General features: G+C 73.1%; 16 protein-coding genes. 9 read left to right on the forward strand and 7 right to left on the reverse strand.

The genetic code is table 11. The annotated features are described in order from the left end of the window. Positions 1-3: 3 nt before the first annotated feature. Entirely contained in the window at positions 4-1173 is a 1170-nt protein-coding gene (locus ACFHWS_RS01315; RefSeq protein WP_416567450.1) for a 5-(carboxyamino)imidazole ribonucleotide synthase, read from the forward strand. Beyond that, a complete protein-coding gene (gene purE / locus ACFHWS_RS01320; protein ID WP_416556031.1) occupies positions 1170-1664 on the forward strand; it encodes a 5-(carboxyamino)imidazole ribonucleotide mutase in 495 nt (164 codons plus the stop codon). The genes ACFHWS_RS01315 and purE overlap by 4 nt, the downstream gene beginning before the upstream one ends. Before the next feature lie 40 nt (positions 1665-1704). On the opposite strand, the gene ACFHWS_RS01325 is transcribed toward purE, so the two are convergent. Both ACFHWS_RS01325 and ACFHWS_RS01330 read right to left on the reverse strand, forming a co-directional pair. Further along, the gene (locus ACFHWS_RS01325) at positions 1705-6801 is read right to left on the reverse strand and encodes an SCO7613 C-terminal domain-containing membrane protein (protein ID WP_416567451.1); all 5097 of its coding nucleotides are present in this window, start codon (positions 6799-6801) and stop codon (positions 1705-1707) included. A 166-nt stretch (positions 6802-6967) separates the two neighbouring features. Next, positions 6968-8395, reverse strand: a complete 1428-nt coding sequence (locus ACFHWS_RS01330) for a UDP-glucose dehydrogenase family protein (protein ID WP_416567452.1) — start codon at positions 8393-8395, stop codon at positions 6968-6970. Between the two features lie 268 nt (positions 8396-8663). On the opposite strand from ACFHWS_RS01330, the gene ACFHWS_RS01335 reads away from it, so the two are divergent. After that, complete coding sequence (locus tag ACFHWS_RS01335) at positions 8664-9827, forward strand: acyl-CoA dehydrogenase family protein (RefSeq protein WP_416556037.1); 1164 nt, start codon at positions 8664-8666, stop codon at positions 9825-9827. A gap of 38 nt (positions 9828-9865) precedes the next feature. Here the strand turns inward: ACFHWS_RS01335 and ACFHWS_RS01340 are convergent, their stop codons facing one another. Beyond that, positions 9866-10774 (reverse strand): hypothetical protein, encoded by a 909-nt coding sequence (locus tag ACFHWS_RS01340; protein ID WP_416556039.1) that lies wholly within the window; start codon positions 10772-10774, stop codon positions 9866-9868. A gap of 80 nt (positions 10775-10854) precedes the next feature. Continuing rightward, positions 10855-11586, reverse strand: a complete 732-nt coding sequence (locus ACFHWS_RS01345) for a hypothetical protein (RefSeq protein WP_416556041.1) — start codon at positions 11584-11586, stop codon at positions 10855-10857. Positions 11587-11859: 273 nt separating this feature from the next. On the opposite strand from ACFHWS_RS01345, the gene ACFHWS_RS01350 reads away from it, so the two are divergent. Together ACFHWS_RS01350 and ACFHWS_RS01355 are read left to right on the forward strand one after the other, a co-directional pair. Continuing rightward, complete coding sequence (locus tag ACFHWS_RS01350; RefSeq protein WP_416567453.1) at positions 11860-13869, forward strand: acetoacetate--CoA ligase; 2010 nt, start codon at positions 11860-11862, stop codon at positions 13867-13869. A 69-nt stretch (positions 13870-13938) separates the two neighbouring features. Beyond that, on the forward strand, positions 13939-14277 hold the full coding sequence (locus tag ACFHWS_RS01355; protein ID WP_416567454.1) for a hypothetical protein: 339 nt from the start codon (positions 13939-13941) through the stop codon (positions 14275-14277). A gap of 37 nt (positions 14278-14314) precedes the next feature. Here ACFHWS_RS01355 and ACFHWS_RS01360 read toward each other — a convergent pair whose 3' ends face one another. Then, positions 14315-15022, reverse strand: a complete 708-nt coding sequence (locus ACFHWS_RS01360; RefSeq protein ID WP_416556045.1) for a TIGR03089 family protein — start codon at positions 15020-15022, stop codon at positions 14315-14317. A gap of 197 nt (positions 15023-15219) precedes the next feature. On the opposite strand from ACFHWS_RS01360, the gene ACFHWS_RS01365 reads away from it, so the two are divergent. Then, on the forward strand, positions 15220-16383 hold the full coding sequence (locus tag ACFHWS_RS01365) for a glycosyltransferase family 4 protein (RefSeq protein ID WP_416556047.1): 1164 nt from the start codon (positions 15220-15222) through the stop codon (positions 16381-16383). A 78-nt stretch (positions 16384-16461) separates the two neighbouring features. Next, positions 16462-17562, forward strand: coding sequence for a mannose-1-phosphate guanylyltransferase (locus ACFHWS_RS01370; RefSeq protein ID WP_416567455.1), 1101 nt, complete (start codon positions 16462-16464; stop codon positions 17560-17562). A 13-nt stretch (positions 17563-17575) separates the two neighbouring features. On the opposite strand, the gene ACFHWS_RS01375 is transcribed toward ACFHWS_RS01370, so the two are convergent. Then, positions 17576-18739 (reverse strand): coenzyme F420-0:L-glutamate ligase, encoded by a 1164-nt coding sequence (locus ACFHWS_RS01375; RefSeq protein ID WP_416556051.1) that lies wholly within the window; start codon positions 18737-18739, stop codon positions 17576-17578. Next, positions 18736-19749 carry a 2-phospho-L-lactate transferase gene (gene cofD, locus ACFHWS_RS01380; protein WP_416556052.1) on the reverse strand — a complete coding sequence of 338 codons (1014 nt, stop codon included), beginning with the start codon at positions 19747-19749 and terminating at the stop codon, positions 18736-18738. The genes ACFHWS_RS01375 and cofD overlap by 4 nt, the downstream gene beginning before the upstream one ends. An 80-nt stretch (positions 19750-19829) precedes the next feature. Between cofD and ACFHWS_RS01385 the strand changes: the two genes are divergently transcribed. Beyond that, on the forward strand, positions 19830-20681 hold the full coding sequence (locus ACFHWS_RS01385) for a hypothetical protein (protein WP_416567456.1): 852 nt from the start codon (positions 19830-19832) through the stop codon (positions 20679-20681). Positions 20682-20809: 128 nt separating this feature from the next. Next, a complete protein-coding gene (locus ACFHWS_RS01390; protein ID WP_416567503.1) occupies positions 20810-23335 on the forward strand; it encodes a bifunctional FO biosynthesis protein CofGH in 2526 nt (841 codons plus the stop codon). Positions 23336-23490 lie beyond the last annotated feature (155 nt).

Below are 23490 nucleotides of genomic sequence, written 5' to 3' on the forward strand. Positions count from 1 at the left end.
GCCATGGATACCCGTACCGGACTGCCCGTCGTCGGCATGGTGGGTGGTGGGCAGCTCGCCCGGATGACCCATCAGGCCGCGATCGCGCTCGGCCAGTCGCTGCGTGTGCTGGCCCGTACGCCGGAGGACGGCGCCGCCCTGGTCGCCGCCGACGTGCAGTACGGCGAGCACACCGACCTCGCCGCGCTGCGTACCTTCGCCAAGGGCTGCGACGTCGTCACCTTCGACCACGAGCACGTGCCGGGTGAGCACATCCGGGCGCTGGCCGCCGACGGGGTGCGGATCCACCCGGGGGCCGACGCGCTGCGGTGTGCCCAGGACAAGGCGGTGATGCGGCAGCGGCTGACCGAGCTGGGTGCCCCGGTGCCGCGCTGGCGGCGGATCGGCTCGGTCGACGAGCTGGCCGAGTTCGGCACCGAGGTCGGCTGGCCGGTGGTGGTCAAGACCGCGCGCGGCGGCTACGACGGCCGCGGGGTGTGGTTGCTGGACACGCCGGACGAGCTGGTCGCCGCCGGGCTCGACCCGGCCGGCCCGTCGGCCGACCCGGCAGTGGAGCTGATCGCCGAGGAGCGGGTGAAGCTGGTCCGCGAGCTGGCGGTACAGGTGGCCCGCTCGCCGTTCGGTCAGCTGGCGGTCTACCCGGTGGCGGAGACCGTGCAACGGGACGGCATCTGTGTCGAGGTGCTGGCGCCCGCTCCGGACCTGCCGCAGTCGCGCGCTCTGGCCGCCCAGCAGCTGGCTATCGACCTGGCCAGCGCGCTCGGCGTGGTCGGGCTGCTGGCGGTGGAGCTGTTCGAGGTGCCCGGTGGCCTGGTGGTCAACGAGCTGGCGATGCGGCCGCACAATTCCGGGCACTGGACCATCGAGGGGGCCCGTACCTCCCAGTTCGAGCAGCATCTGCGGGCGGTCCTGGACTATCCGATGGGTGACACCGGGCTGACCGCCCCGGCGGTGGTGATGGCCAACGTGCTTGGCGGCGCGGATGGCGGGATGGGCATCGACGAGCGGCTGCACCACCTGTTCGCGACCGACCCCGGCGCCAAGGTCCACCTGTACGGCAAACAGGTCCGGCCGGGCCGCAAGATCGGCCACGTGACGGCGCTCGGCGAGGACCTCACCGACGTCCGGATCCGGGCCGCCCGGGCCGCCCGCTGGTTACAGGAGGGCCGATGATCGGCGTCATCATGGGCAGCGACTCGGACTGGCCGACGATGCGAGCCGCCGCCGAGGCCCTCGCCGAGTTCGACGTCGAGCACGAGGTGCGGGTGATCTCGGCGCACCGTACCCCGCACGGCATGCTCGACTATGCCGGCGCCGCCGCCGACCGTGGCCTCCAGGTGATCATCGCCGGGGCGGGCGGCGCGGCGCACCTGCCGGGCATGGTCGCCTCGGCGACCCCGCTGCCGGTGATCGGGGTGCCGGTGCCGTTGAAGCACCTGGACGGGATGGACTCGCTGCTGTCGATCGTGCAGATGCCGGCGGGCGTGCCGGTGGCCACGGTGTCGATCGGTGGCGCCCGCAACGCCGGTCTGCTGGCGGTACGGATCCTCGCCGCCACCGACCCGGGGCTGCGCGCCCGGATGCTCGCCTACCAGCAGGAGCTGGTCGAGCTGGTCGCCGCGAAGGACGCCGCGCTGCAGGCGCAACGCGGCGGCACCACCTAGCCCCAGCCGAGTCGGCCCGGCCGGGTCTCGGCGGCCGGCCTCAGCGCATGCCGCGCAGGGCGCCCCGCACCCGCTCCTGGGTCTGCCGGCGCCACTCGCTGCTGGCCCCGAGCGCCAGCAGCACCAGCCCGACCGGGATCAGCACCAGCCACGGACCGAAGAAGGTCAACGCGTGCAACGCGGTCACCGCGCTGACCACCGTACCGACCACCACCGGGGCCTGCTGCTGACTCATCGCCCCGACCAGCAGGGTGCCGACCGCACCGAGCAGCAACAGGACCTGCCGGAAACTGTTCTCCCCCGAGCTGATCACCAGTACCAGGGTGGGCAGGAACGCCGCGGCCAGTGCCGGCCCGTACGCCGTCCAACTGCTGAGGTCCGGCCGGTGCCGCAGCTCGAGGACCCCGACCAGCAGGGCGAGGACGGCGAACGGCAAGGTGTACGCCTCGGTGAGCGCCACGTCGGTGATCCGCATCAGCATCCACCAGGCGGTGATCTCGCAGCCGACCGCCAGCCAGAACAGCACCCGGCGCTCCATCGCACGGCGGCCAGGCCGGGTGGCCGTCACCCCGAGCACCGCACCCCAGGCGGCCAGCAGCCCGGCCAGATGCGCGGCCGAGTTGTACGCCAGGGCCAGCGCGAGCAGCGCGGCCGCGTAGCTGCTCCACTCGACCACCGCCGCCTCGCGTACCGCCTCGGGGTGGCTGAGCCGGGGCAGTCGGGTCGCGGACAACAGCAGGCCGGCGCCGACGGCGAGTACGCCGAACGCCGACCAGCTCGGCGGGAAACCGGCGACGAGGCCCATGGTCAGCACGAACATCTGCGCCATCACCGAGGCGAACAGCCAGCCGAGGATCCGGGCCGGCTGGCTGCGTCCGGCGTACGCGGACACCGCTCCGACGCACACCGAGCTGCCCAGCGTGAAGACGGTCAGTTGATCGTTGGCCAGCGCCCCGGCGAGTCCGGCGCCACCGGCGGCGAGGCCGATCAGGAACAGCAGCCGGCGGGCGATGCGCAGCGGCCGGTGCCGCTCGGTGTCCGGCGGCGGTTCGGTCAACGCCAGTCCGACCATGGCGACCGCGAAGACCAGTAGCGCCGCCATGGTGCCCGCCGGCCAGCCGACGCCGAACGACATCGGGGTGATCAGCAGGGTGATCGCCACGCCGGGCAGTACCACCGGAACCGCCTGGCCCGGCTGGCCGGTGTTGAACCCGGTCGCGGCCAGCGCCGCCGCGACGGTGAGCAGCAGCGCCGCGAGCACGTTCGTCGGATCCACGGCGGCGGCCGGCGGGTCGAGCAGCCTGGCCGGTGGCCCCTGCCAGATTGCGGTCAGGGTGCGGTACGGCTCGACCAGTGCGGCGGCCAGCGTCGGCGCCACCGCCGCGACGGCCAGCGCGGTGGGCAGCGCGGCGGCCGCCAACGCTCCCTTGACCGGGCTGATCGCCCACTCCTGGCCGATCTCCAGCGGCCCCGGCTGGCTCCACCGGCCGCCGAGTCCGGACCATCGACGACTCGGCCGGGACAGGTCCACCGGCGGTGGGGTGGCGGCCCGGAGCAGTTCGGCGAGTACGCCGAGCAGTGCGGCTCCGGCGGCGTACATGCCGGTCGGCAGGCTGGTCGGGAGCGAGGCGAGGGCGGTGACCGTCGCGCCGGCGGCCAACCCGACGGTGGCGTACGGCAGGTAGTGCGGGACCCGGCGGCGGACCATGGCCAGCACGGCGACGCCGAGCGCCGAGGCGGCCAACGCCCCGGTCAGCACGATCTCCGTGGTCCAGCCGAGCGCGGCGGCCAGCGCGGCGACCCCTCCGGGCAGTGCCAGCAGCGCGGCCCCGGTCGCCGCGCCACCGATCTTCGCCAGGTGCGCCGGCATCGACTCCCGGTCGGGGACGGGCGGCCCGGTACCTGCCTGGTCGGCCTGGTCGGCCTGAGCAGATCGATCGGCCAGCGTCACGGTGGCGACGACCCGGGCGAGTACCGCCACCACCACGCACGTCAGTACCACGACACCGAGCGCGGCGGCGGTGGTCCACGGACGGACCAGGCTGGCACCGATGGCGTACAGGGCGACCGCCACGGCGACGCCGGCCCGGGCGGTGGCGGCCTGTGGATCGTTGGCGGCCACCGAGACGATCCCGTACCCGATCGCGACCAGGCAGCCGACCACGATCGGCGACCACCAGGGCAGGCCGAGCGCCGCCGGGGTGCCGACGGTGGCGAGCGCGACCAGCACGCCGCCGGCGTGGAACGACCAGGGTCGGGGCAGCGCGACGGCGGCGGCCAGCGCGAGTAGCACCAGGGCCAGCGGCACCTGCCAAGAGTTGGCGGCGACCTCGGTGGACCAGGCGGTCAGGTCCGCCTGCCAGAGCTGGCCCGGAGTGGCCAGTGCCTGGACGCCGCCGGCGACCGCCGTGTAGCCGGCGAGGACGGCGATGACCCCACCGCTGACCGCGGTGCCCAGGACCGGTCCGCGTCGCCAGTGTTCGGGCAGGGCGCGTACGGCGACCGCCACCAGCAGGGTCAGCGCCGCGCTGGCCACCAGTTCGGTGCCGGGTACCACGATCGCGCTGACCCTGGCCAGCGTGCCGACCAGCGCGGCGGTGGCCGCCGCCGCGGCGTAGTCGGGGCCGTCGAGCAGCCGGTCCGCCCGCCGGCCGGCGTCGATCGAAGGCGCCATGAGCAGCAGCCCCGCGGCGACCAGCAGTCCGACGGCGACCCACACGTCGGCGATGGCCGCCCCGGGCGAGCCGAACGCCGCGGCGGTGACCGCGAGCGCCCCCAGCCCGGTGCCGATGGTCAACGGTCGGGGGATCTGCCGTTCCGCCACCTGCGCCAGCGTCGAGTAGCCGAGCGTGCCGCAGACCGCGAGGAAACCGGCGGCCAGGATCGGGGCGGTCGTCTCCTGGACGGCCAGTGCGGTCGGCCCCGGCGGCGGCACCAGAGCGGTGACGAACGCCGCCACCCCACCGGGCAGGGCGAACGCGGCCCCGCCGGCGGCCCAACCCCCGACCGCGTCCCCGGCGGGCCGGCGGCGTACCTCCGGCAGCGTCCCGGCTACGGCGATCAGTACGCCGGCGGCGGCCAGCACCAGCAGGGCGGCAGCGGTGGAGCCGGGTCGGGCCAGCGCAGCGCCCGCACCGGCGGTGCCGAGCACCGCCGCGCAGATCACGTGCACCCGGGCGGCCCGGGTGGTGTCGGTGAGGAAACCGGTGCCGGCCACCGCGACGGCGGCGAGCACCGGCAGCCACGGCGCGGCGTACCAGGGCAGGGCGAAGGACGCCGGTACGGCCAGCGCGGTCAGCGTCACGCCGACGACGGTCGCCTCGCGACGCCAGTCGACGGGCATGGCGACCGCCGCCGCGATGGTGATCAGCAGCGCGGCCAGGGCGAGCTGCCAGTCGGCGGGCCCGGCGTAGTCCACCAGGCTCTGCTGGTACCCGGCCAGGTCGGCCTGCCAGGCGGGTAACGCGGCGCGGACCGGTGCCAGCGCCGCCCGCAGCGCACCACCGGCGACGAGTACGCCGAGCACGGTCAACGCGGCCGCCGCCGCGAGCTGCGGGCCACGGCGGACCTGCTCCGGCAGGGCCCGTACGCCGATCCCGGCGACGGCGACCACGGCAGCGATCAACAACAGCGCCGGGCCCGGCAGGGCGACCGCCGCGACCCGGCTGGCCGCGCCGATGACTGCCAGGGCGAACACGCCGGCGGCCAGGTCCGGCAACGGCGGGTGGCCCAGGGTGAAGCCGCCGACGAGCCCGACCCCGGCGGCGATCAGCAGCACCGCCGCCGCGACCAGCGTGGCGGGCACCGTGTCGGCGCGCAGCACCGCCACCACAGCGAACAGCAGCGCGGCGGTGACGGCCAGCCCGTGCATGGTCCAGATCAGGTCGCGTAGCCAGAGGACGGCCGCCGTGGGTGCCGGCGGCAGCCAGCCCGGCTGTCGGCCACCGTCGCCGCCACCGGGAGGCTCGCCCTCGACGACGGCGTCGGCCTCCTCCGGCGCGCTCTCCGGCCGGTCGGAGCCGGTGCCGGACGGTGCCGGCCCGCTGGCCCGGTCGCCGGGCCGGTTGCCGCCGTCCGGTCCGGCCGGCGCGTCCGGCCGGGGTCGTGCCACCGTTGGCGGCCCGGACCGCCAGCTGGCGCCGAGCTTTCCGGAGCCGCTCAGCAGCCGGACCAGCAGCAGGTCGAGCACGGCGACCGCGGCGAGCGCCGACGCCCACCCGGCCGGCCCTCGGATCAGGTCCTGACCGAGCAGCGGCACGACCGGCTGGATCGCGAGCACCATGCCGTACCGGGGCAGCCGCAGCCCGGTCGTGGCGGCGTATCCGGCGGCGACCAGCGCGGTGACGGCGAAGGTGAGGCCGGCGAACGCCGACGGGCTGACCGGGCCGGCCCGGACGGCGTCGGTCGCCCAGATCGCGTAGCCGTCGATCGGGACTAGGACCAGCGCCACGGCGGCGATCGTCTCCGCGGTGGAGGTGAGCCCGCGGGCGGCGACCGCGGGCGGGGCCGCGAGCAGCAGTAGCGTGCCGGCGAACAGCACGCTCAGCCGGGTGACGTCGGGCAACGCGCTGTTGGCGACGGCGGCGAACACCACCACCGCCATCAACGCGCCGAGGCCGAGCAGGACGTTCTGGATCGACTGGGCGGACGCCTCCGGTCGGGTGCCGTCCGACGACAGGACCTGGGTTGGATCGTCGTCACCGGCGGCCGGCGGGTAGCCGGGCGGGCCGGAGGCGGGACGCTCAGAGCCCGGTGGTGGCCCGGTCGGTGGCGCGTCGTCGTCGGCGGCTAGGTTGGGACTCTGCCGGGGGAACTTCGGCGGGGCGGTACCCTGGTCGGCGGTCGGCGGTCGACGCCCGGCCCGGCGGCGGACCGAGACCCGGGGCCCCGGGCCACGCCGACCGGCGGCACCGCCGGTGGACAGGATGTCCCGCTGGAAGATCGCCGCCTGCAGATCGCTGGCCATCTGCTTCTGCTCTTTGGCCAGCGCGAGTTCGCGGGCCTTCATCTCGGCGATGGACCGCTCGATGCGGGCCAGGTCCTCAGCGAACTGCGGCTGCTCGGCACCGCACCGCGGGCAGGTCGCCGCCGCCGGCACGGTTCGCCCGCACGAGGCGCAGCGGTACGGCGTACTCATGGCACCCTCCTCCACGCCCGGACCACACTGTGGACCACTTCCTACGAAGCATGCCTAAACCAAGCAACTGTTGAACAGCCCCAGGCGGCGTGGAGATCGGAGAAAAACCGGTCGTGGGTCCGTCACGGCCCCACAACCGGCCGGTTCGGCGCGGGCGGTGCCGGGCTCAGGGGCGGCCCATACCGCGGTACTGCCAGCCGGCGCCGGTCCACAACGTCGAATCGAGGCAGTTCCGGCCGTCGATCACCCGTCGGCCGGCGACCAGCTCACCCAACGCCACCGGGTCGGCGTTACGGAAGTCGGCCCACTCGGTCAGGACGCAGACCAGGTCGGCGTCGCGGACCGCGTCGACCATCGACGGTACGTAGGTCAGGTCCGGCTGGGCCCGCCGGGCGTTCTCCGTGCCTTCGGGGTCGAAGACCCGCACCTGCGCGCCGGTCTTGGCCAGCATCGCAGCCACCGCGAGCGACGGCGCGTCGCGGACGTCGTCGGAGTTGGGTTTGAAGGTCGCCCCGAGCACCGCCACCGTCGTGCCGGACAGATCCGGCCCGGCCGGCCCGGACCAGCGGCCCAGCAGCTCGGCCGCCAGCTGCACCACCCGGGACCGTCGCCGCTGGTTGATCAGATCCACCTCGTGCAGGAACCGCAACGCCTCACCCGCGCCGAGCTCCTGCGCCCGCGCCTGGAACGCCCGGATGTCCTTCGGCAGACAGCCACCACCGAACCCGACCCCGGCTTGCAGGAACCGGTTGCCGATCCGCGGGTCGTAGCCGATCGCCCGGGCCAACTGGGTGACGTCGCCGCCGGCCACCTCACACACCTCGGCCATCGCGTTGATGAACGAGATCTTCGTGGCCAGAAACGCGTTCGCCGCGACCTTCACCAGCTCGGCGGTGGCGAAGTCGGTCACTACCAACGGCACCTCCCGGTCCTCGGTGGCGGCCAGGTCGAACACCCCTTTGTGTGCGGCGTACAGCATGCCGTTGGCCCACTCGCTGCGTACCCCGACCACGATCCGGTTCGGCCGCAGCACGTCCTCGACGGCAAAGCCCTCCTGCAGGAACTCCGGACTCCACGCCACCTCGACGCTCAGGTCGGCCGAGGCGTGCTTGCCGACCAGTTGCTCGATCCACTCGGCGGTGCCGACCGGCACGGTGGACTTGCCGACGATCAACGCCTTACGGGTCAGGTGTTGGGCCAGGCCGGTGACCGCCGCCTCGACGTAGGACAGGTCCGCGCCCATCGCGCCGGCCCGCTGCGGGGTGCCCACACAGATGAAGTGCACGTCGCCGAAATCGGCGGCGGCGGCCATGTCCGTGGTGAACCGCAACCGCCCGGCGGCCAGGCTCCGCTTGAGCAACTCGTCCAGACCCGGCTCGTGGAAGGGCACCTCACCTGCGGACAGCTTGGCAATCTTGTCGGCGTCGACGTCGTAGCCGATCACCTCGTAGCCGAGTTCGGCGAAGCAGATGGCGTAGGTCGCGCCGAGGTAGCCGGTGCCGAGGAAGGTCAGGCGCGGGCGGGGGGCGCCGGACGGCGGGGTCACCGCCGCGATGGCCGGGACGGGCTGGATGTTCGGGTACGGGATGGTCACGCCTTGATTCTCCGCTCGCGCTGGCGGCGCTGTGGTCGCGTCGCACTCGGTGGTCCGGTGCCGGGGGGCTCGACACCAATCATCGTGGTTTTGACGTTCGCGGCATACCGCTTCCGTGGGGACCGACCCGGCTGAGAGCCGCCGATCGGCTGCCCGGCAGACGATAGTCCGTATGTCTGGGTGGGGGCGACCGACGTCGGCGTTACTCGCCGGTATCCTCGCACTCGAGCAGGATATCGAGGGAACACTCCAGGCGAGGGAGGGCGTGATGACGTCCGGGCCGGCGTTCGATGTCTATCAGTTACCAGAGGAGCACACGGCGATCCGGGAAGCGGTTCGGGAGGTGTGCGACGCGAAGGTCGCCCCCAACGCCGCCGAGGCCGACGAGACCGCACAGTTTCCCACCGCGTCCTACGACGCGTTACGGGCGGCGGACTTCCACGCCCCGCACGTCCCGGAGCAGTACGGCGGGGCGGGTGCCGACGCCCTCGCCACCGCGATCGTCATCGAGGAGGTCGCGCGGGCCTGCGCATCCTCATCGTTGATCCCGGCGGTCAACAAGCTCGGCACGATGCCGTTGTTGCTGGCCGGCTCGGAGCAGTTGAAGGAGCGCTATCTGCGGCCGGTGGCGTCCGGGGCGGCGATGTTCTCGTACTGCCTGTCCGAGCCGGAGGCGGGCAGCGACGCGGCGTCGATGACCACCCGCGCGGTGCGCGACGGCGACCACTGGGTGCTCACCGGGGTGAAGCGGTGGATCACCAACGCCGGTGTCTCGGAGTACTACACGGTCTTCGCGGTCACCGAGCCGGGTGCCCGGTCACGGGGGATCTCCGCGTTCGTCGTGGAGAAGTCCGACCCCGGGGTGAGTTTCGGCGCACCGGAGAAGAAACTCGGCATCAAGGGGTCACCGACCTGCGAGGTCTACCTGGACAATGTCCGGATTCCGGCGGACCGGATGATCGGCGAGCCGGGCACCGGGTTTGCCACCGCGATGCGCACCCTGGACCACACCCGGGTGACGATCGCCGCCCAGGCCGTCGGCATCGCGCAGGGCGCGCTCGACTTCGCCCGCGGGTACGTGCGGGAGCGCCAGCAGTTCGGCAAGCCGATCGCCGACTTCCAGGGCGTCCAGTTCATGATCGCGGAGATGGGCATGAAGCTGGAGGCGGCCCGGCAGATCACCTACGCCGCCGCCGCCCGGTCGGAGCGCGCCGACGCCGACCTGACCTTCTTCGGGGCGGCGGCGAAGTGTTTCGCCTCCGACGCGGCCATGGAGATCACCACCGACGCGGTGCAACTGCTCGGCGGGTACGGCTACACCCGGGACTACCCGGTCGAGCGGATGATGCGGGACGCCAAGATCACTCAGATCTATGAGGGCACGAACCAGGTGCAGCGGATCGTGATGGCGCGTCAGCTGCTGACGCCCTGACCTGACCTGAGGCCGGACCTGAGGTTCCGGGTCCGGCCTCAGCTCGGGGACTTCCCGGCATCGCCGGGACGGGCCGGCAGCACCGTCGTGGTCTCGTCGGCCTGGTCGATCCGCTCCGTCTGGTCCGACTGGCTGATCTGGGTGGTCTCGTCCGGGTCGGTGGTGGTCGGCTGGCTGATTCGGGTGGTCTCGTCCGGGTCGGTGCCGGTCCCCGCCGGACGGGGCGGTGCGAACGCCGCCGCCTGGGGCAGTACGACGGTCGGATCGTCTCGCCGGTGCCCCGGTGGGGTCAGCCGCATCGTGTCGTGCTCCGAGTCGGTCCCGGCACCCGTCGCCGATCGGGCTGGCCGCAGCGGCGGGTTGGCGGCAGCCGGGAACGCGATGGTCCGAGCCGGATCGCCGGTCGGCGGCTGGGCCGACCACGGCGACGGTCCGGCGTCGCCGCCGTATCCGCCCGGGTCGCCGTACCCGCCGGGGCCGGGCAGTGGGGCGGTCCGCGTCACGTCCTGCGGTGGTGGTCCGCCGGCATACAGCGCCACCGTCCGCTCACCCCGCCAACGACGCGGGCTGAACACGGTGGCCAACAACGGGACGGCCAGTACCACGGCGAGCCCTTCGGCCGGCGCCGTGAGGACGAAGTCCGTGCCGAGCAGCCGGCGCGGCATCGTGTCGTAGAACCCCACGATGTCGACGGTGGCCCACACCGACACTGCGACGAACGACGCCCCGGCCAGCACCGGCCCGACCGGGGACAAACGGGGTAGCAGCAACAGTGCGTACGACACCCCGCAGACCGCGAGCGCGGCCAACCCGATGAACACGTCGAGCGGTGGTTCGCTGTACGCGTCCCGTCGGGCCAGCGCGTACTCGCTCAGGCCGAGCCCGGCGAGGAACCAGATCACCGGTGCGAGGAGCAGGGACAGGATCAGCGAGCCCAGGTGCCGCATCTGACCTCCTCGCGGGGATGGTGCCTTCCGGCACGGTACCCGCCGGTCGCAACGTCACCGACGATGTTCGGTGGGTCAACTCAGCGGATCAACCGACTGGACCGGGGGATGCGCCGGGCCGGCCGTAGCCCGTCGCCGTCGGGTCGAACGTCTTTGGCCGGCGCGGCCAGTGTCGACTTCGTCTTCGTGGTCAACGACGCCGGCCAACCTGCGTCGGCCCGGTCCGGGCCGGTCGGCGCGCCGGCGGATTCGTCCGACGTCGTGGTGCTGCCGCCCGGCAGTGACCAGAGCGACGGATCGAACTCGCCGAGCGGCCGGACCGGCAACGGCTCCGCCGCCGTCGCATCGGAGCCGGCCTTGTCGCCGGAGGTGCTGTTCGCCGCGGGCCGGGACCGCCACCGCTGCCGGCTCAGCACCGCGGTGCTGAGCAGCACCCCGAGTAACGCGAGAGTGCCGTTCTCCACCGGCTGCAGCAGTACCACCGGTTCACCGAGGAGCCGCCACGGCGTACCGATACCGATCAGGTCGCGGGCACCGAACGGGTCGACGAACATCGCGACGTACGGGGTGGCCAGGGCCAGCCCGGCGGTGAGTGGACCGAGCGGGGAGAACCGTAGCGTGCCCAGCAGCCCGAGCAGCAGCCCGGCGGCGAACACGAACGCGGCCGGTGCCAGCAGGGTCGCCGGGTGGTAAGTGCCGTCGGTCACCCAGCCGGCGATGGTGCGGGCCGATGTCGTCTGGCCGACCGCGATCAGCACCCAGCACAGCGGTGCCACGGCCAGGCCGCTGAGGAGGCTCCAGAGATGACGCATGGGCAAACCGTACCGTTTCGGGCGGGGATGCTTGAGCCGGGGCGCAACGGGCGGCGAACTTTTTCCGGACGCTTCGGTATCCGTCGCAGCCTGTGCCCGTTGCGCTACCTGCCGACGACAGCTTGTGTTCACGGCACGCTCCGTTGCGCCCCGGTTGGCAGGACAATCGATCAGCGGCACCGCCGCCGGCGGCGCGCGACGTGAGCGAGGATGGAAGTGGACGGCCACACGCGGTCCGGCGACGCGGCCGTGACCCGGGGAGGAGTGTCAGTCGTGAGCGAGGTGCTGTGGTGCCCACCGGCGGACGTGCGGCAACGGACCCGGATCGGCGGATACCTGGCGTGGCTGGAGCGCACCAGCGGGCTGCGGTTCGCCGACTACCAGCAGGTGTGGCAGTGGTCGGTCGACGACCTGGCCGGGTTCTGGGGGTCGATCTGGGACTACTTCGAGGTGGTCGGCCATCAGCCGGCGGAGCAGGTGCTCGCCGACCGGCGGATGCCCGGCGCGCGGTGGTTCCCCGGTGCCCGGCTCAACTACGCCGAGCACGTTCTGCGCGCCCCCGGGCTGGCCGAGGACGCCCCGGTGGTGATCGCGCACAGCCAGACCCGAGCGTCGGTCACCCTCACCGTCGGGCAACTGCGCGACGAGGTCCGCCGGGTGCGGGCCGGGCTGCGGCGGCTCGGGGTGGGGCCGGGGGACCGAGTTGCGGCGTACGCGCCGAACATCCCCGAGACGTACGTGCTGATGCTGGCCACCGCCAGCCTGGGCGGGATCTTCTCGTCGTGCGCGCCGGAGTTCGGCACTCGCAGCGTCACCGACCGCTGGCAGCAGATCGAGCCGACGGTGCTGGTCGCGGTCGACGGCTACCGGTACGGCGACAAGGCGGTCGACCGCCGCGCCGAGGTGGCAGCGATCGCGGACGCGTTGCCGTCGGCGCGGCACCGGGTGCTCATCTCGTACCTGTCGGCTGAGCCGTCGGACGCCCCGTCGTGGGCCACCTCGACCTGGGAGGCGCTCGCCGCGCCGACCGACGAGCCGTTGGCGTTCGACGCGGTGCCGTTCGACCAGCCGCTGTACGTGCTCTACTCGTCGGGCACCACCGGGCTGCCCAAGCCGATCGTGCACCGGCACGGCGGCATCCTGCTGGAGCATCTGAAGATGCTGGCGTTGCATCACGATCTGGGGCCGGGGGACCGGTTTTTCTGGTACACCACCACCGGCTGGATGATGTGGAACTACCTTGCCTCCGGGCCGGCGGTGGGTGCGGCCATCGTGCTGTTCGACGGCAACCCGGCGGTGAGCGCCGCCCCGGGCGGCCCGGCCAGCCCGGACCTGGGCACCCTGTGGCGACTGGCCGCCGAGACCGGCGCCACCTACTTCGGCACCTCGGCGCCGTTCCTGCTGGCCTGCCGTAAGGAGAAGCTGGTGCCCCGCCAGATCGCCGACCTGTCCCGGCTGCGCGGGGTCGGCTCGACCGGGGCGCCGCTGCCGGCCGAGGGTTTCACCTGGGTGTACCGGTCGGTCGGCGAGGACCTGCAGTTGACGTCGCTGTCCGGCGGCACCGACGTGTGCACCGGGTTCGTGGGCGGCGTACCACTGTTGCCGGTGCGGGCCGGGGAGATTGCCTGCCGGTGTCTGGGCGCGCGGGTCGAGGCCCGGGCCGCCGACGGCCGGACGGTGGTCGGCGAGCTGGGCGAGCTGGTTATCACCGAGCCGATGCCGAGCATGCCGGTCGGGTTCTGGAACGACCCGGACGGCAGCCGTTACCGGCAGGCGTACTTCGACCGGTACCCGGGGACCTGGTGCCACGGTGACTGGATCACCGTCGCCGAGGACGGGAGCTGCGCGATCACCGGCCGTTCGGATGCCACCCTGAACCGGGGCGGGGTGCGGTTGGGCACCGCCGAGTTCTACTCGGTGGTGGAGGCGTTGCCGGAGGTCGCCGACTCGCTGGTGGTTCACCTGGAGGATCCGCAGGGCGGGGCGGGGGAGCTGCTGCTGTTCGTGGCATTGCGGGCCGGGGTCGGGCTGGACGACGCGCTGCGTACCCGGATCGTGCGTGAGCTGCGCTCGGCGCTGTCACCGCGGCACGTGCCGGACGGGATTCATCAGGTCGCGGCCGTGCCCCGGACGCTGTCCGGCAAGAAGCTGGAGGTGCCGGTGAAGAAGATCCTCACCGGCGTGCCTGCCGGGCAGGCGGCGGCGGCCGGGGCGTTGACCGATCCGGCGGCGTTGGCGCCGTTCATCCGGTTCGCCCAGGACCGGGAAGCGTCGGTGGGTTGACCGATTCCGCCGGGATGGCAACGCAGCGTCAGCGCAGCGCGTCTCACAGGCGTGGGTGTCTACTTCCGTTTGAAGATCACCGACACGCTCGGCGTCCGGGTCGAGGGGGCGCACGCCTTCAACCCGTTGGCCGGGATCACCCGGACGTTCTGGTACCGGCTGCCGACTGACTGGGTGGTGGACGGCGCGGTGCCGCGACAGCGGCGCGAGATGCTGGTCGACCGGCTGTATGGCCCGGGCTGGCGGGACGGCAATCCGGACGGGTCCCGGTACATCATCCTCGGCGTGCAGGAGAAGCTGCTCAGCGACGGTGAGGCGGCGGGCAAGCCGTGGCTGGCCGATCGGGCCGGGTTCTACGTGTGCGCGCCGGACGGCGAACTGCGGGAAGTGGTGCCCCGCGAACTCTGACCGGCCCCGATCGTCCGGCGGTGCCGACGACGACCACTCAGGTCAGGACCAAATCGACCTTTTCGCTGTCCACCCGCCCGTCGAGTCGCTGCCGGTCGAGGTTGCGGCAGAGCACCATGGTCGCCTCGGCGGCCAGCGGCGCCAGCAGCCAGTCGGTCGGGTCCGGGTACCGGTCGCAGTCGACCAGGACCCGGGCCCCGGCCCCGATGCCCAGCTCCGCGCCGCGCCGGCGGGCCCGGCCAGCCAGCTCCGGGTCCTGTCGGTCGACCGCCGGGTACGGGGTGAAATGGTCGCCGTGGCCGCGTACCTCGGTGATGTAGTCGGTCCAGCCGGGCGGCAGTTCCCGGGCGGGTGCCGCCATCGGGGCGAGGCTGAGCAGGTAGCGCTCGCCGGCGGGCCGCCGATCGACCTCGGGCACCGCCGGCGGGCTGGCGAAGAGCACTTCCGCAGCCGGGGTGCCGGGCCCGGCGGCCGGGGCGGTCCGTACCACCAGCGCGGCCGACCAGCAACCGAGCAGGACGCCGGCGGTCTGCCAATGGGCCGGCAACGCGACGTCGGCGTGGTCGCCGGCGGCCGCGCCGGCCCCGTCCACCACCAGGTTGGCGGTCTTGGCCACCCAGTTGGCCAGCGTCGCACCGGACAGCTCGGCCCGGTCGCCGGTCGCGTCGTCGTACCAGGTGAGCAGGGGCCGTGTCGGGTCCGCAGCGACGGCGACCGCGAGCAGCCCGGCCAGGTTGTTGGTCATCGGGGCTGAGCGTAGCGCCGTCACTGTACGTACACGCTGTCACCGGGTGGTCTCGCCCCGCTGATCGTTGGCGGCGCGGTTCGCCGCGCCGCGTTTTCGGTCGCGTCGTCGACACGGCGGACGGCGTCGGGCGGCGTAGTCTTGGCACACGTGTCGTTCTTCACAACCCTCCACCACCCCCTTAGAGGAGTTGCCCAGTGACCGCCGGTCGACCGCCCCGCGTACTCATCGACGCCACGAGCGTGCCCACCGACCGCGGTGGCGTCGGTCGATACGTTGACGGCCTGCTGGGGGCCCTCGGTGCGCTCATCGGCAGCGGCGTCGAGCTCTCCGTCGTAGCGCTGCGTACAGATGTCGAGCGGTACACCCGGATGTTGCCGGCCGCCGACGTGATCGCTGCGCCGGCCGCCGTCGCGCATCGCCCGGCCCGGCTGGCCTGGGAGCAGACCGGGTTGCCGCTGCTCGCCCAGCAGACCGGTGCTGACGTGCTGCACTCGCCGTACTACACCTGTCCGATGCGGGCTGGATGTCCGATAACGGTAACCGTGCACGATGCGACGTTCTTCACTGAACCGGAGCACTACGACAAGTCGCGGCGAACCTTCTTCCGTAGCGCGATCAGGACCTCGCTGCGCCGGGCCAGTCGGGTGATCGTGCCCAGCAAGGCCAGCCGTGACGAGCTGATCCGGCTACTCAACGCCGACCAGGCCCGGATCGACGTGGCGTACCACGGCGTCGACTGCCGCGCCTTCCACGTGCCCAGTGACGAAGAGAAGGCTCGGGTGCGGGCCCGGCTCGGACTGACCGGCACCGACTACATCGCGTTCCTCGGTGCCAAGGAGCCGCGTAAGAACGTGCCCAACCTGATCCGGGGTTGGGTTCGCGCGGTGCAGGACCGGCCCGAGCCGCCCGCGCTCGTGGTCGCCGGCGGGCAGGGCCACGACGACGAGATCGACCGTGCCGTCACCGACGTCCCCGCCCACCTGCGGCTGCTGCGTCCCGGCTACCTGCGCTACGCCGACCTGCCCGGTTTCCTCGGCGGTGCCCTCGTCGCCGCCTACCCGTCCTACGGGGAGGGCTTCGGCCTGCCGATCCTGGAGGCGATGGCCTGCGGTACTCCGGTGCTGACCACGCCCCGGCTGTCGCTGCCCGAGGTCGGCGGTGACGCGGTCGCCTACACCAGCGAGGATCCGGACCGGATCGCCGCCGACCTGGTGGCGTTGCTCGACGACGAGTCCCGCCGGCACGCGTTGGCCAAGGCCGGGGTGGACCGGGCCAAGGAGTTCACCTGGGCATCCAGCGCCGAGGTGCACGTGGCGGCGTGGAGCCGGGCCGCCAGCATGAACCGGGTCGCCTGGTGACCCGACCACTACCTACCGGTACGGGTAGGTTTCCGCCATCTCGTCGGGTGGCGTGCCCGTGCCGGGCATGATGTGCTGATGCTCTTCGCCGTTATTCCGGCGGGTGGCAGCGGCACCCGACTGTGGCCGCTGTCCCGCGCCGGTAACCCTAAATTCCTGCACCCCCTCACCGGCACCACCGCCTCACTGCTGCAGGCGACCGTCGCACGGCTGGCGCCGCTGACCGATCCGGAACGGATACTGGTGGTGACCGGTGCGGCGCACGCCGCAGCGGTCGCCCGGCAGTTGGCGACGGTGCCGGAGGAGAACGTGCTCGTCGAGCCGTCGCCCCGGGACTCCTGCGCGGCGATCGCCCTCGCCGCCGCGGTCGTCGCCCGGCGTGAACCCCAGGGCGTGATGGGTTCGTTCGCGGCCGACCATCTGATCGGCGACACCGACCGGTTCGTGGAGACGATTCGTCAGGCGGTGGACGGAGCCCGTACCGGCCTGCTGATGACCGTCGGTGTCACCCCCACCCGGCCGGAGACCGGCTACGGCTACCTGGCCTGCGGCGACACCATCGGTTCCGGGCCGGTCCGCCGGGTCGAGCAGTTCACCGAGAAGCCAGGGCTGGCGGTTGCCGAGAAGTACCTGCGCTCCGGCCGGCATCTCTGGAACGCCAGCATGTTCGTCTGGCGGGTCGACGCGTTCCTCACCGAGTTGGCCCGCCAACAGCCCGAGCTGCACTCCGGCCTGACCCGGATCGCGGCCAGGTGGGACAGCCCCGACCGGGACGAGGTGCTCGGCGAGATCTGGCCGACACTGCCCCGCATCTCCGTCGACTACGCGGTGATGGAGGGCGCGGCCGCCGCCGGGCGGGTCGGCACCGTCCCCGGCGACTTCGGCTGGAACGACGTCGGGGACTTCCACACCCTCGGCGACGTGCTGCCCGCCGATCCGGACGGCAACGTCGTCCTCGGCGCCTCGGCGGCCGAGGAGAAGCCGGGGGTGCTGCTGCGGGACAGCAGCGGCCTGGTGGTGGTGCCGCACTCCAACCGGCTGGTCGCGGCGCTCGGCGTACGGGACCTGATCGTGGTGGACACCCCGGACGCGGTAATGGTCTGCCCGCGCGATCGGGCGCAGGACGTCAAGCGGCTGGTGGACGCGCTCAAGGAGCGCGGCGAGGACGGCTACGTGTAGGCCACCGGGTCCGTCACGGCGGCGCGACGAGCCCGAGTGCGACGACGGTACCGTCGGGGCCGGCGACGGTCCCTAGCTCGGCGCTGGCGACCCCGTCGGCCGCCAGCGCCGCCCGTAGCCGGTGCAGGTCGGCGCCGAAGCGCACCAGGTCCGGCGGCGTATCGCCGGGCGGCCGGCAGCGCAGCAACACCGGGTACGCTGCGTCGGCCGGCAGACCGTCGGTCGCGGTCCGCTGATCGTCGGCGTCGGCCAGTTCGAAGCGGGTGCCGGGTGCCACCACCTCGGACACCAGCCGGACCGCTCGGGCCACGGTCTCGCCGTCGACCGGACGGCGATCGTCGACTCCGACGGCCGGAGCACCCGCCGGTCCGGCCGGGGCCGCTACCGGCCCGGCCGGTGGCAGGGTCGCCGCCGCGAGCAGCCCGGCCCGCCGGGCCTCCGCCGTACCCAGCGTGAACAGGTCCTGACCTGGTTCGCGGATCAGTGGGCGCACGCCCGGCCCGTCGGGACCGGCCGGCCCCGCCGGCGGGGCCGGCCGCCACGGATAGCCGCGGACCACCGCCACCGGCACCTGCTCCGACTTGCCCTTCACCAGGTCCCCGGCAGCGGCCATCTCGTCGACCACCGCCATCTGGGTCAGCCGTAGCTCGTTGCCGTACCGGTCGGTCTGGCCGCAGTAGTCGCGCACCGGGTCGATGCCGGCGGCCCCGAGCGCGACGTCGGTCAGGCCGTTGCGCCACGGCCGTCCCATGGTGTCCGACACGACGACCGCCAGATCGAGCCCCAGCCGGGCGTGCAACCCGGCCCGCAGTTGTCGGGCCGACCGGTCCGGGTCGACCGGTAACAGCACCAGCTGGGTGGGAGCCACGTTCGAGTTGTCGATCCCGGCGGCCGCCATCACGAACCCGTGCCGGGTGCGGACGATTCGGGTCGCCCCACGCCGCGCCACCACCTCGACGGTCTCGGCGGCCAGTACCTCGTCGCGGACCCGGCTGCGGTCCGGATCGTCGGCCGGCAGGTCCGCCAGCCGGCCCTCGGCCTTGGAGACAATCTTGCTGGTCACCACGAGGACGTCGCCGTCGCGCAGCCACGGCGCGGCGTCCCCGATCAGCGCCGCCAGGTCGTCACCGGGGAGCACCTCGCCGATCCCGGTGACCGGCAGGATCTCCAGCCTCATCCGGTCACCCCGGTCGGCCGACCGGCCAGTTCGATCGCGGCGCCGACCATCGCGGCCGTCGCCGCCTCGTCGGACATCCACAGCGGTACGGCCCGCACCTCGATCCCGTCCACCCGGGTGGCCTCGTCCACCGGGTCGACCAGCCAGCCGTCCAACAGCCCACCGGCGCGCCGGGCACCGTAGAGCGCCGCCACACCCGCCGCCGTGCACGGTTCGCCCAGCACCGCGAGACACCGGTCGGCCATGCCGCGTACCGGTGCGTCGCCGATGATCGGCGACACCCCGACCACCGGGGCCGGGTTGCCGGCGAGTGCCTCGCGGATCCCGGGTACGGCGAGTACCGGTGCGATGCTCACCACCGGGTTGCTCGGTGCGATCAGCACGACGTCGGCGGCGGCCAGTGCGTCCAGTACGCCGGCAGCCGGCTTGGCCTGTGCCGCGCCGACGAAGACGAACCGGTGGGTGGGCAGCGCGCCCCGATGGCGTACCCACCATTCCTGGAAATGGATGGCCCGCTCGCCGCCGGCATCGGGCCCCGGCCCCGACTCCGAGCCCGGCCCCGACTCCGGGTCCGAGACGACGACGTGGGTCTCCAGCCGGTCGTCGGTGGCCGGCAGCAGCCGCACCCCCGGCCGCCAGCGGGCGCAGAGCGCCTCGGTGACCGCCGACAGCGGATAGCCGGCGTTGAGCATGGTGGTGCGGACCAGATGGGTGGCGACGTCCCGGTCACCGAGCCCGAACCAGGTGGGTTCCGCCTGGTACGCGGCCAGCTCGTTCTTCACCGCCCAGGTCTCGCCGACCCGGCCCCAGCCACGCTCCGGATCCGCGCCGCCGCCGAGTGTGTACATCACGCTGTCCAGGTCCGGGCTGATCCGCAACCCGTGCAGGATCACGTCGTCACCGACGTTGACCACGGCAGTCAGCTCGGCTTCGGTGCGTCGGGCGTACTCTCGCGCGCCGACCAGGAACTTCGCGCCGCCGATCCCGCCGGTCAGTACCACGATCCGCATGCCGTCCATCCTCGTCCATCGGCGGAGCACTACGCTCACCGGCATCGACCGCCGCCACCTGCGAGCACCGGGAGAAACGCGTGACCACCCAACCAGAGGCTGGGCCCGGCGACCGGCCGCCAGCCAGAGATCTCACCATGCCGCTGCGGGAGCTCGCCGCCGCCGTCCTGCTCGGTGCCACCGCAGTGTTCCTGTTCACCGCGTTGCTGGACCTGCTCGTGCCGTACCGGCTCGGCTTCGGGCCGGGGTTCGCCCGCCGCTCGGCGGACAGTTTCGGCAGCTTCGTCAACCTGGCCACGGTCAGCTTCCCATTGCTGGCGGTGCTGCTCGCCACGCACCTCACCCCGGAGCTGGGCCGGGCTCGGCTGATGACCCTGGTCGCCCTCGTCGAGTACGCGGTCGCTGCGGTGTTCGGTGGTCTGTTCGGGCTGCTGGTCGGCTTCGTCGTGCTGGTCGACGACACCATCCGCGGCGGCTTTCAGGCGCTGCTGACCCGGGCGGCGTGGCTGGCGGTGCTCGGCGTCGCCGGGTACGCGCTGTGGCGGATCTGGCAGGGGCGCTACCAGGTGGTGCCACCGAAGCCGCCGGCACCGGACGGCTACGGCCCACCGCCCAGCTACGGCCCAGCAGGGCAGTACGGCCAGCCCGGTCCGTACGGCCCACCGCCGCCCGGCTACGGCCAGCCGGGTCAATACGGCCAGCCGGGTCAGTACGGCCAGCCGGGCCCGTACCACCCGTACCACCAGCCCGGACCGGCGTACCCGCCACCGCCACCACCGCAGAGCGGCCCGCATCCGATGTACGCGCCGCCTGTGCCGACGGCGCCGTCTTCCGGGCCGCCGGCTCCGCCCGGGGACAAGCCAGGGCCGGCTGGGAACGAGCCCGCTCCGCAGGAGCCGGGACCGGACGGGCCGACCCAGCGAATCTCCTAAGTGGCTCCGGTCGTCGGCGGCTCAGCTCCGGTCGCCGGTGACCGCTGTGGCGAGCGCCACCGGCCGGCGCAAGCCCGAGGGCCTAGTCTGCACTGGTGGCCGAGCACACCGAATCCGTCGTCGCCCGGGTGACCGGGGCCGCCCCGGCGGGACAGCCCACCACCGCAAGTGTCCGGCGGGCGCTGCGTCGTGCCGCGACCGGCCGCAGTCTCGACTTGGACGAGGCGGTCGCGCTGCTGGCCGCCACCGAAGACGAGTTCGACGAACTGCTCGACCTCGCCGGTTCGCTGCGCGACGCGGGGCTACGGGACGCCGGCCGGCCGGGCGTGATCACGTACTCGCGGAAGGTCTTCGTCCCGTTGACCCGGCTCTGCCGGGACCGCTGCCACTACTGCACCTTCGCCACCGTGCCCGGCCGGCTGCCCGCCGCGTACCTGGACCGCGACGAGGTGCTGGCGATCGCCCGAGCCGGTGCCGCGCAGGGCTGCAAGGAGGCGTTGTTCACCCTCGGCGACCGGCCCGAGGACCGCTGGCCGGCGGCCCGGCGGTGGCTGGACGAGCGGGGCTACGACTCCACCGTCGACTATCTGCGGGCCTGCGCGATCGCCGTACTGGAGGAGACCGGTCTGCTGCCGCACCTCAACCCGGGGGTGCTGAGCTGGGCCGAGCTGCAACGGCTCAAGCCGGTGGCGCCCAGCATGGGGATGATGCTGGAGACCATCGCGACCCGGCTGTGGTCCGAGCCGGGCGGCCCGCACCACGGCTCGCCGGACAAGGAACCGGCGGTGCGGCTGCGGGCGATCGCCGACGCCGGTCGGGTCGGCGTGCCGTACACCACCGGCCTGCTGATCGGCATCGGCGAAACTCCCCGGGAACGGGTCGAGTCGCTGTTCGCGATCCGGTCGGCGGCCCGCGAGTACGGTCACATCCAGGAGGTGATCCTGCAGAACTTCCGTGCCAAGCCGGACACGGCGATGCGTGGCATGCCGGACGCCGAACTGCGTGACCTGGCCGCGACGGTGGCCGTCGGCCGCCTCCTGCTCGGGCCTGGTGCCCGCATCCAGGCCCCGCCGAACCTGGTCGAGGGGGAGTACGCGCTGCTGCTGCGGGCCGGCATCGACGACTGGGGCGGGGTGTCGCCGGTGACTCCGGACCACGTCAACCCGGAGCGGCCCTGGCCGCAGATCGACGAGCTGACCCGGCGTACTGCCGCCGCCGGGTTCACCCTGCGGGAACGGCTGACCGTCTACCCCGAGTATGTGCGGCGCGGCGAGGCGTGGCTGGACCCGCGGCTGGCCGCGCACGTGTCGGCGCTCGCCGAGCCGGGCACCGGTCTGGCCGACGAGTCGGCGATGCCGGTCGGCCGCCCCTGGCAGGAGCCGGAGGAGCTGTTCGCCCCGGTCGGCCGGACCGATCTGCACACCACGATCGATACCACTGGGCGGACCGGGAACCGGCGGGGCGACTTCGACCGGGTGTACGGCGACTGGGCCGAGGTCGCCGGCCGGATCAGCGTACCGACCGGTGCCGGCACCAACGGCGACGGCGCTGGCGACGCGAATCTGCGGGCCGGGCTGCGGCTGGCCGCCGACGATCCGGCGGCGCTGCTGCAACCACGGCACACCGACGCGGCGCTCGCCCTGTTCAACGCCGATGGCGCGGCGCTGGACCAGGTCTGCCGGATCGCCGACGAGGTACGCCGGGACACCGTCGGCGACGACGTCACCTACGTGGTCAACCGCAACATCAACTTCTCCAACGTCTGCTACGTCGGCTGCCGATTCTGCGCGTTCGCCCAGCGGGAACGGGACGCCGACGCGTTCCGGCTCTCCGCCGAGCAGGTGGCGGACCGGGCCGAGGAGGCGTGGCGGGCCGGTGCCTCCGAGGTCTGCATGCAGGGCGGCATCGATCCCAAGCTGCCGGTGACCGCGTACGCCGAGTTGGTCCGGGCGGTCAAACGACGGGTGCCGCAGCTGCATGTGCACGCCTTCTCCCCGATGGAGATCGTCACCGCCGCCGCGAAGGCGGGCATGCCGGTCCGGGACTGGCTGCTGATGCTGCGCGAGGCGGGACTGGACACCATCCCGGGAACTGCGGCGGAGATCCTCGACGACGACGTGCGGTGGGTGCTGACCAAGGGCAAACTGCCGGCCGCCACCTGGGTCGAGGTGGTGACCACCGCGCACGAGCTGGGGCTGCGGTCCAGCTCGACGATGATGTACGGGCACGTGGACCATCCCGGTCAGTGGCTGGCGCATTTCCGGGTGCTGGCCGGGGTGCAGGACCGCACCGGCGGCTTCACCGAGTTCGTCGCGTTGCCATTTGTGCACACTAACGCGCCGATCTACCTCGCCGGGCTGGCCCGGCCGGGGCCGACATGGCGGGAGAACCGAGCCGTGCACGCCATGGCCCGGCTGTTGCTGCACGGCCGGGTACACAACATCCAGTGCTCCTGGGTGAAGCTCGGCGACGAGGGCACCGTCGCGATGCTGCGCGGCGGGTGCAACGATCTCGGCGGGACGCTGATGGAGGAGACGATCTCGCGGATGGCCGGGTCGGCCAACGGCTCGGCGCGTACCGAAGCGCAGCTGCAGTCGATCGCGGCCGCCGCCGGCCGTCCAGCGGTCCGCCGGTCCACCGCGTACCAGCGCTGACGGCCGGCCGGCGCACTGCGGTGGCGTACCCGACAAAAGTCGATTCGCGGATGATCGAACCCACCGGCGTCGTCGGCCGTATGGATAGGTGCCGGCGACTGCGGGTGACGGATGGGCCGCGCCGGCTCTGGTCCCATCGCGACAGTGGGTCACCC

The sequence above is a fragment of the Micromonospora sp. LOL_013 genome (assembly GCF_048060315.1).
Taxonomy (GTDB): Bacteria; Actinomycetota; Actinomycetes; order Mycobacteriales; family Micromonosporaceae; genus Micromonospora_E.

Excerpts from the sequence above, each read along its gene's own strand:
- ACFHWS_RS01315 (WP_416567450.1), top strand. The coding sequence starts at position 4 with ATGGATACCCGTACCGGACTGCCCGTCGTCGGCATGGTGGGTGGTGGG.
- ACFHWS_RS01345 (WP_416556041.1), bottom strand. The coding sequence starts at position 11,586 with ATGCGTCATCTCTGGAGCCTCCTCAGCGGCCTGGCCGTGGCACCGCTG.
- cofD (WP_416556052.1), bottom strand. The coding sequence starts at position 19,749 with ATGCGGATCGTGGTACTGACCGGCGGGATCGGCGGCGCGAAGTTCCTG.
- ACFHWS_RS01325 (WP_416567451.1), bottom strand. The coding sequence starts at position 6,801 with ATGAGTACGCCGTACCGCTGCGCCTCGTGCGGGCGAACCGTGCCGGCG.
- ACFHWS_RS01335 (WP_416556037.1), top strand. The coding sequence starts at position 8,664 with ATGACGTCCGGGCCGGCGTTCGATGTCTATCAGTTACCAGAGGAGCAC.
- purE (WP_416556031.1), top strand. The coding sequence starts at position 1,170 with ATGATCGGCGTCATCATGGGCAGCGACTCGGACTGGCCGACGATGCGA.
- ACFHWS_RS01370 (WP_416567455.1), top strand. The coding sequence starts at position 16,462 with ATGCTCTTCGCCGTTATTCCGGCGGGTGGCAGCGGCACCCGACTGTGG.
- ACFHWS_RS01360 (WP_416556045.1), bottom strand. The coding sequence starts at position 15,022 with ATGACCAACAACCTGGCCGGGCTGCTCGCGGTCGCCGTCGCTGCGGAC.
- ACFHWS_RS01375 (WP_416556051.1), bottom strand. The coding sequence starts at position 18,739 with ATGAGGCTGGAGATCCTGCCGGTCACCGGGATCGGCGAGGTGCTCCCC.
- ACFHWS_RS01340 (WP_416556039.1), bottom strand. The coding sequence starts at position 10,774 with ATGCGGCACCTGGGCTCGCTGATCCTGTCCCTGCTCCTCGCACCGGTG.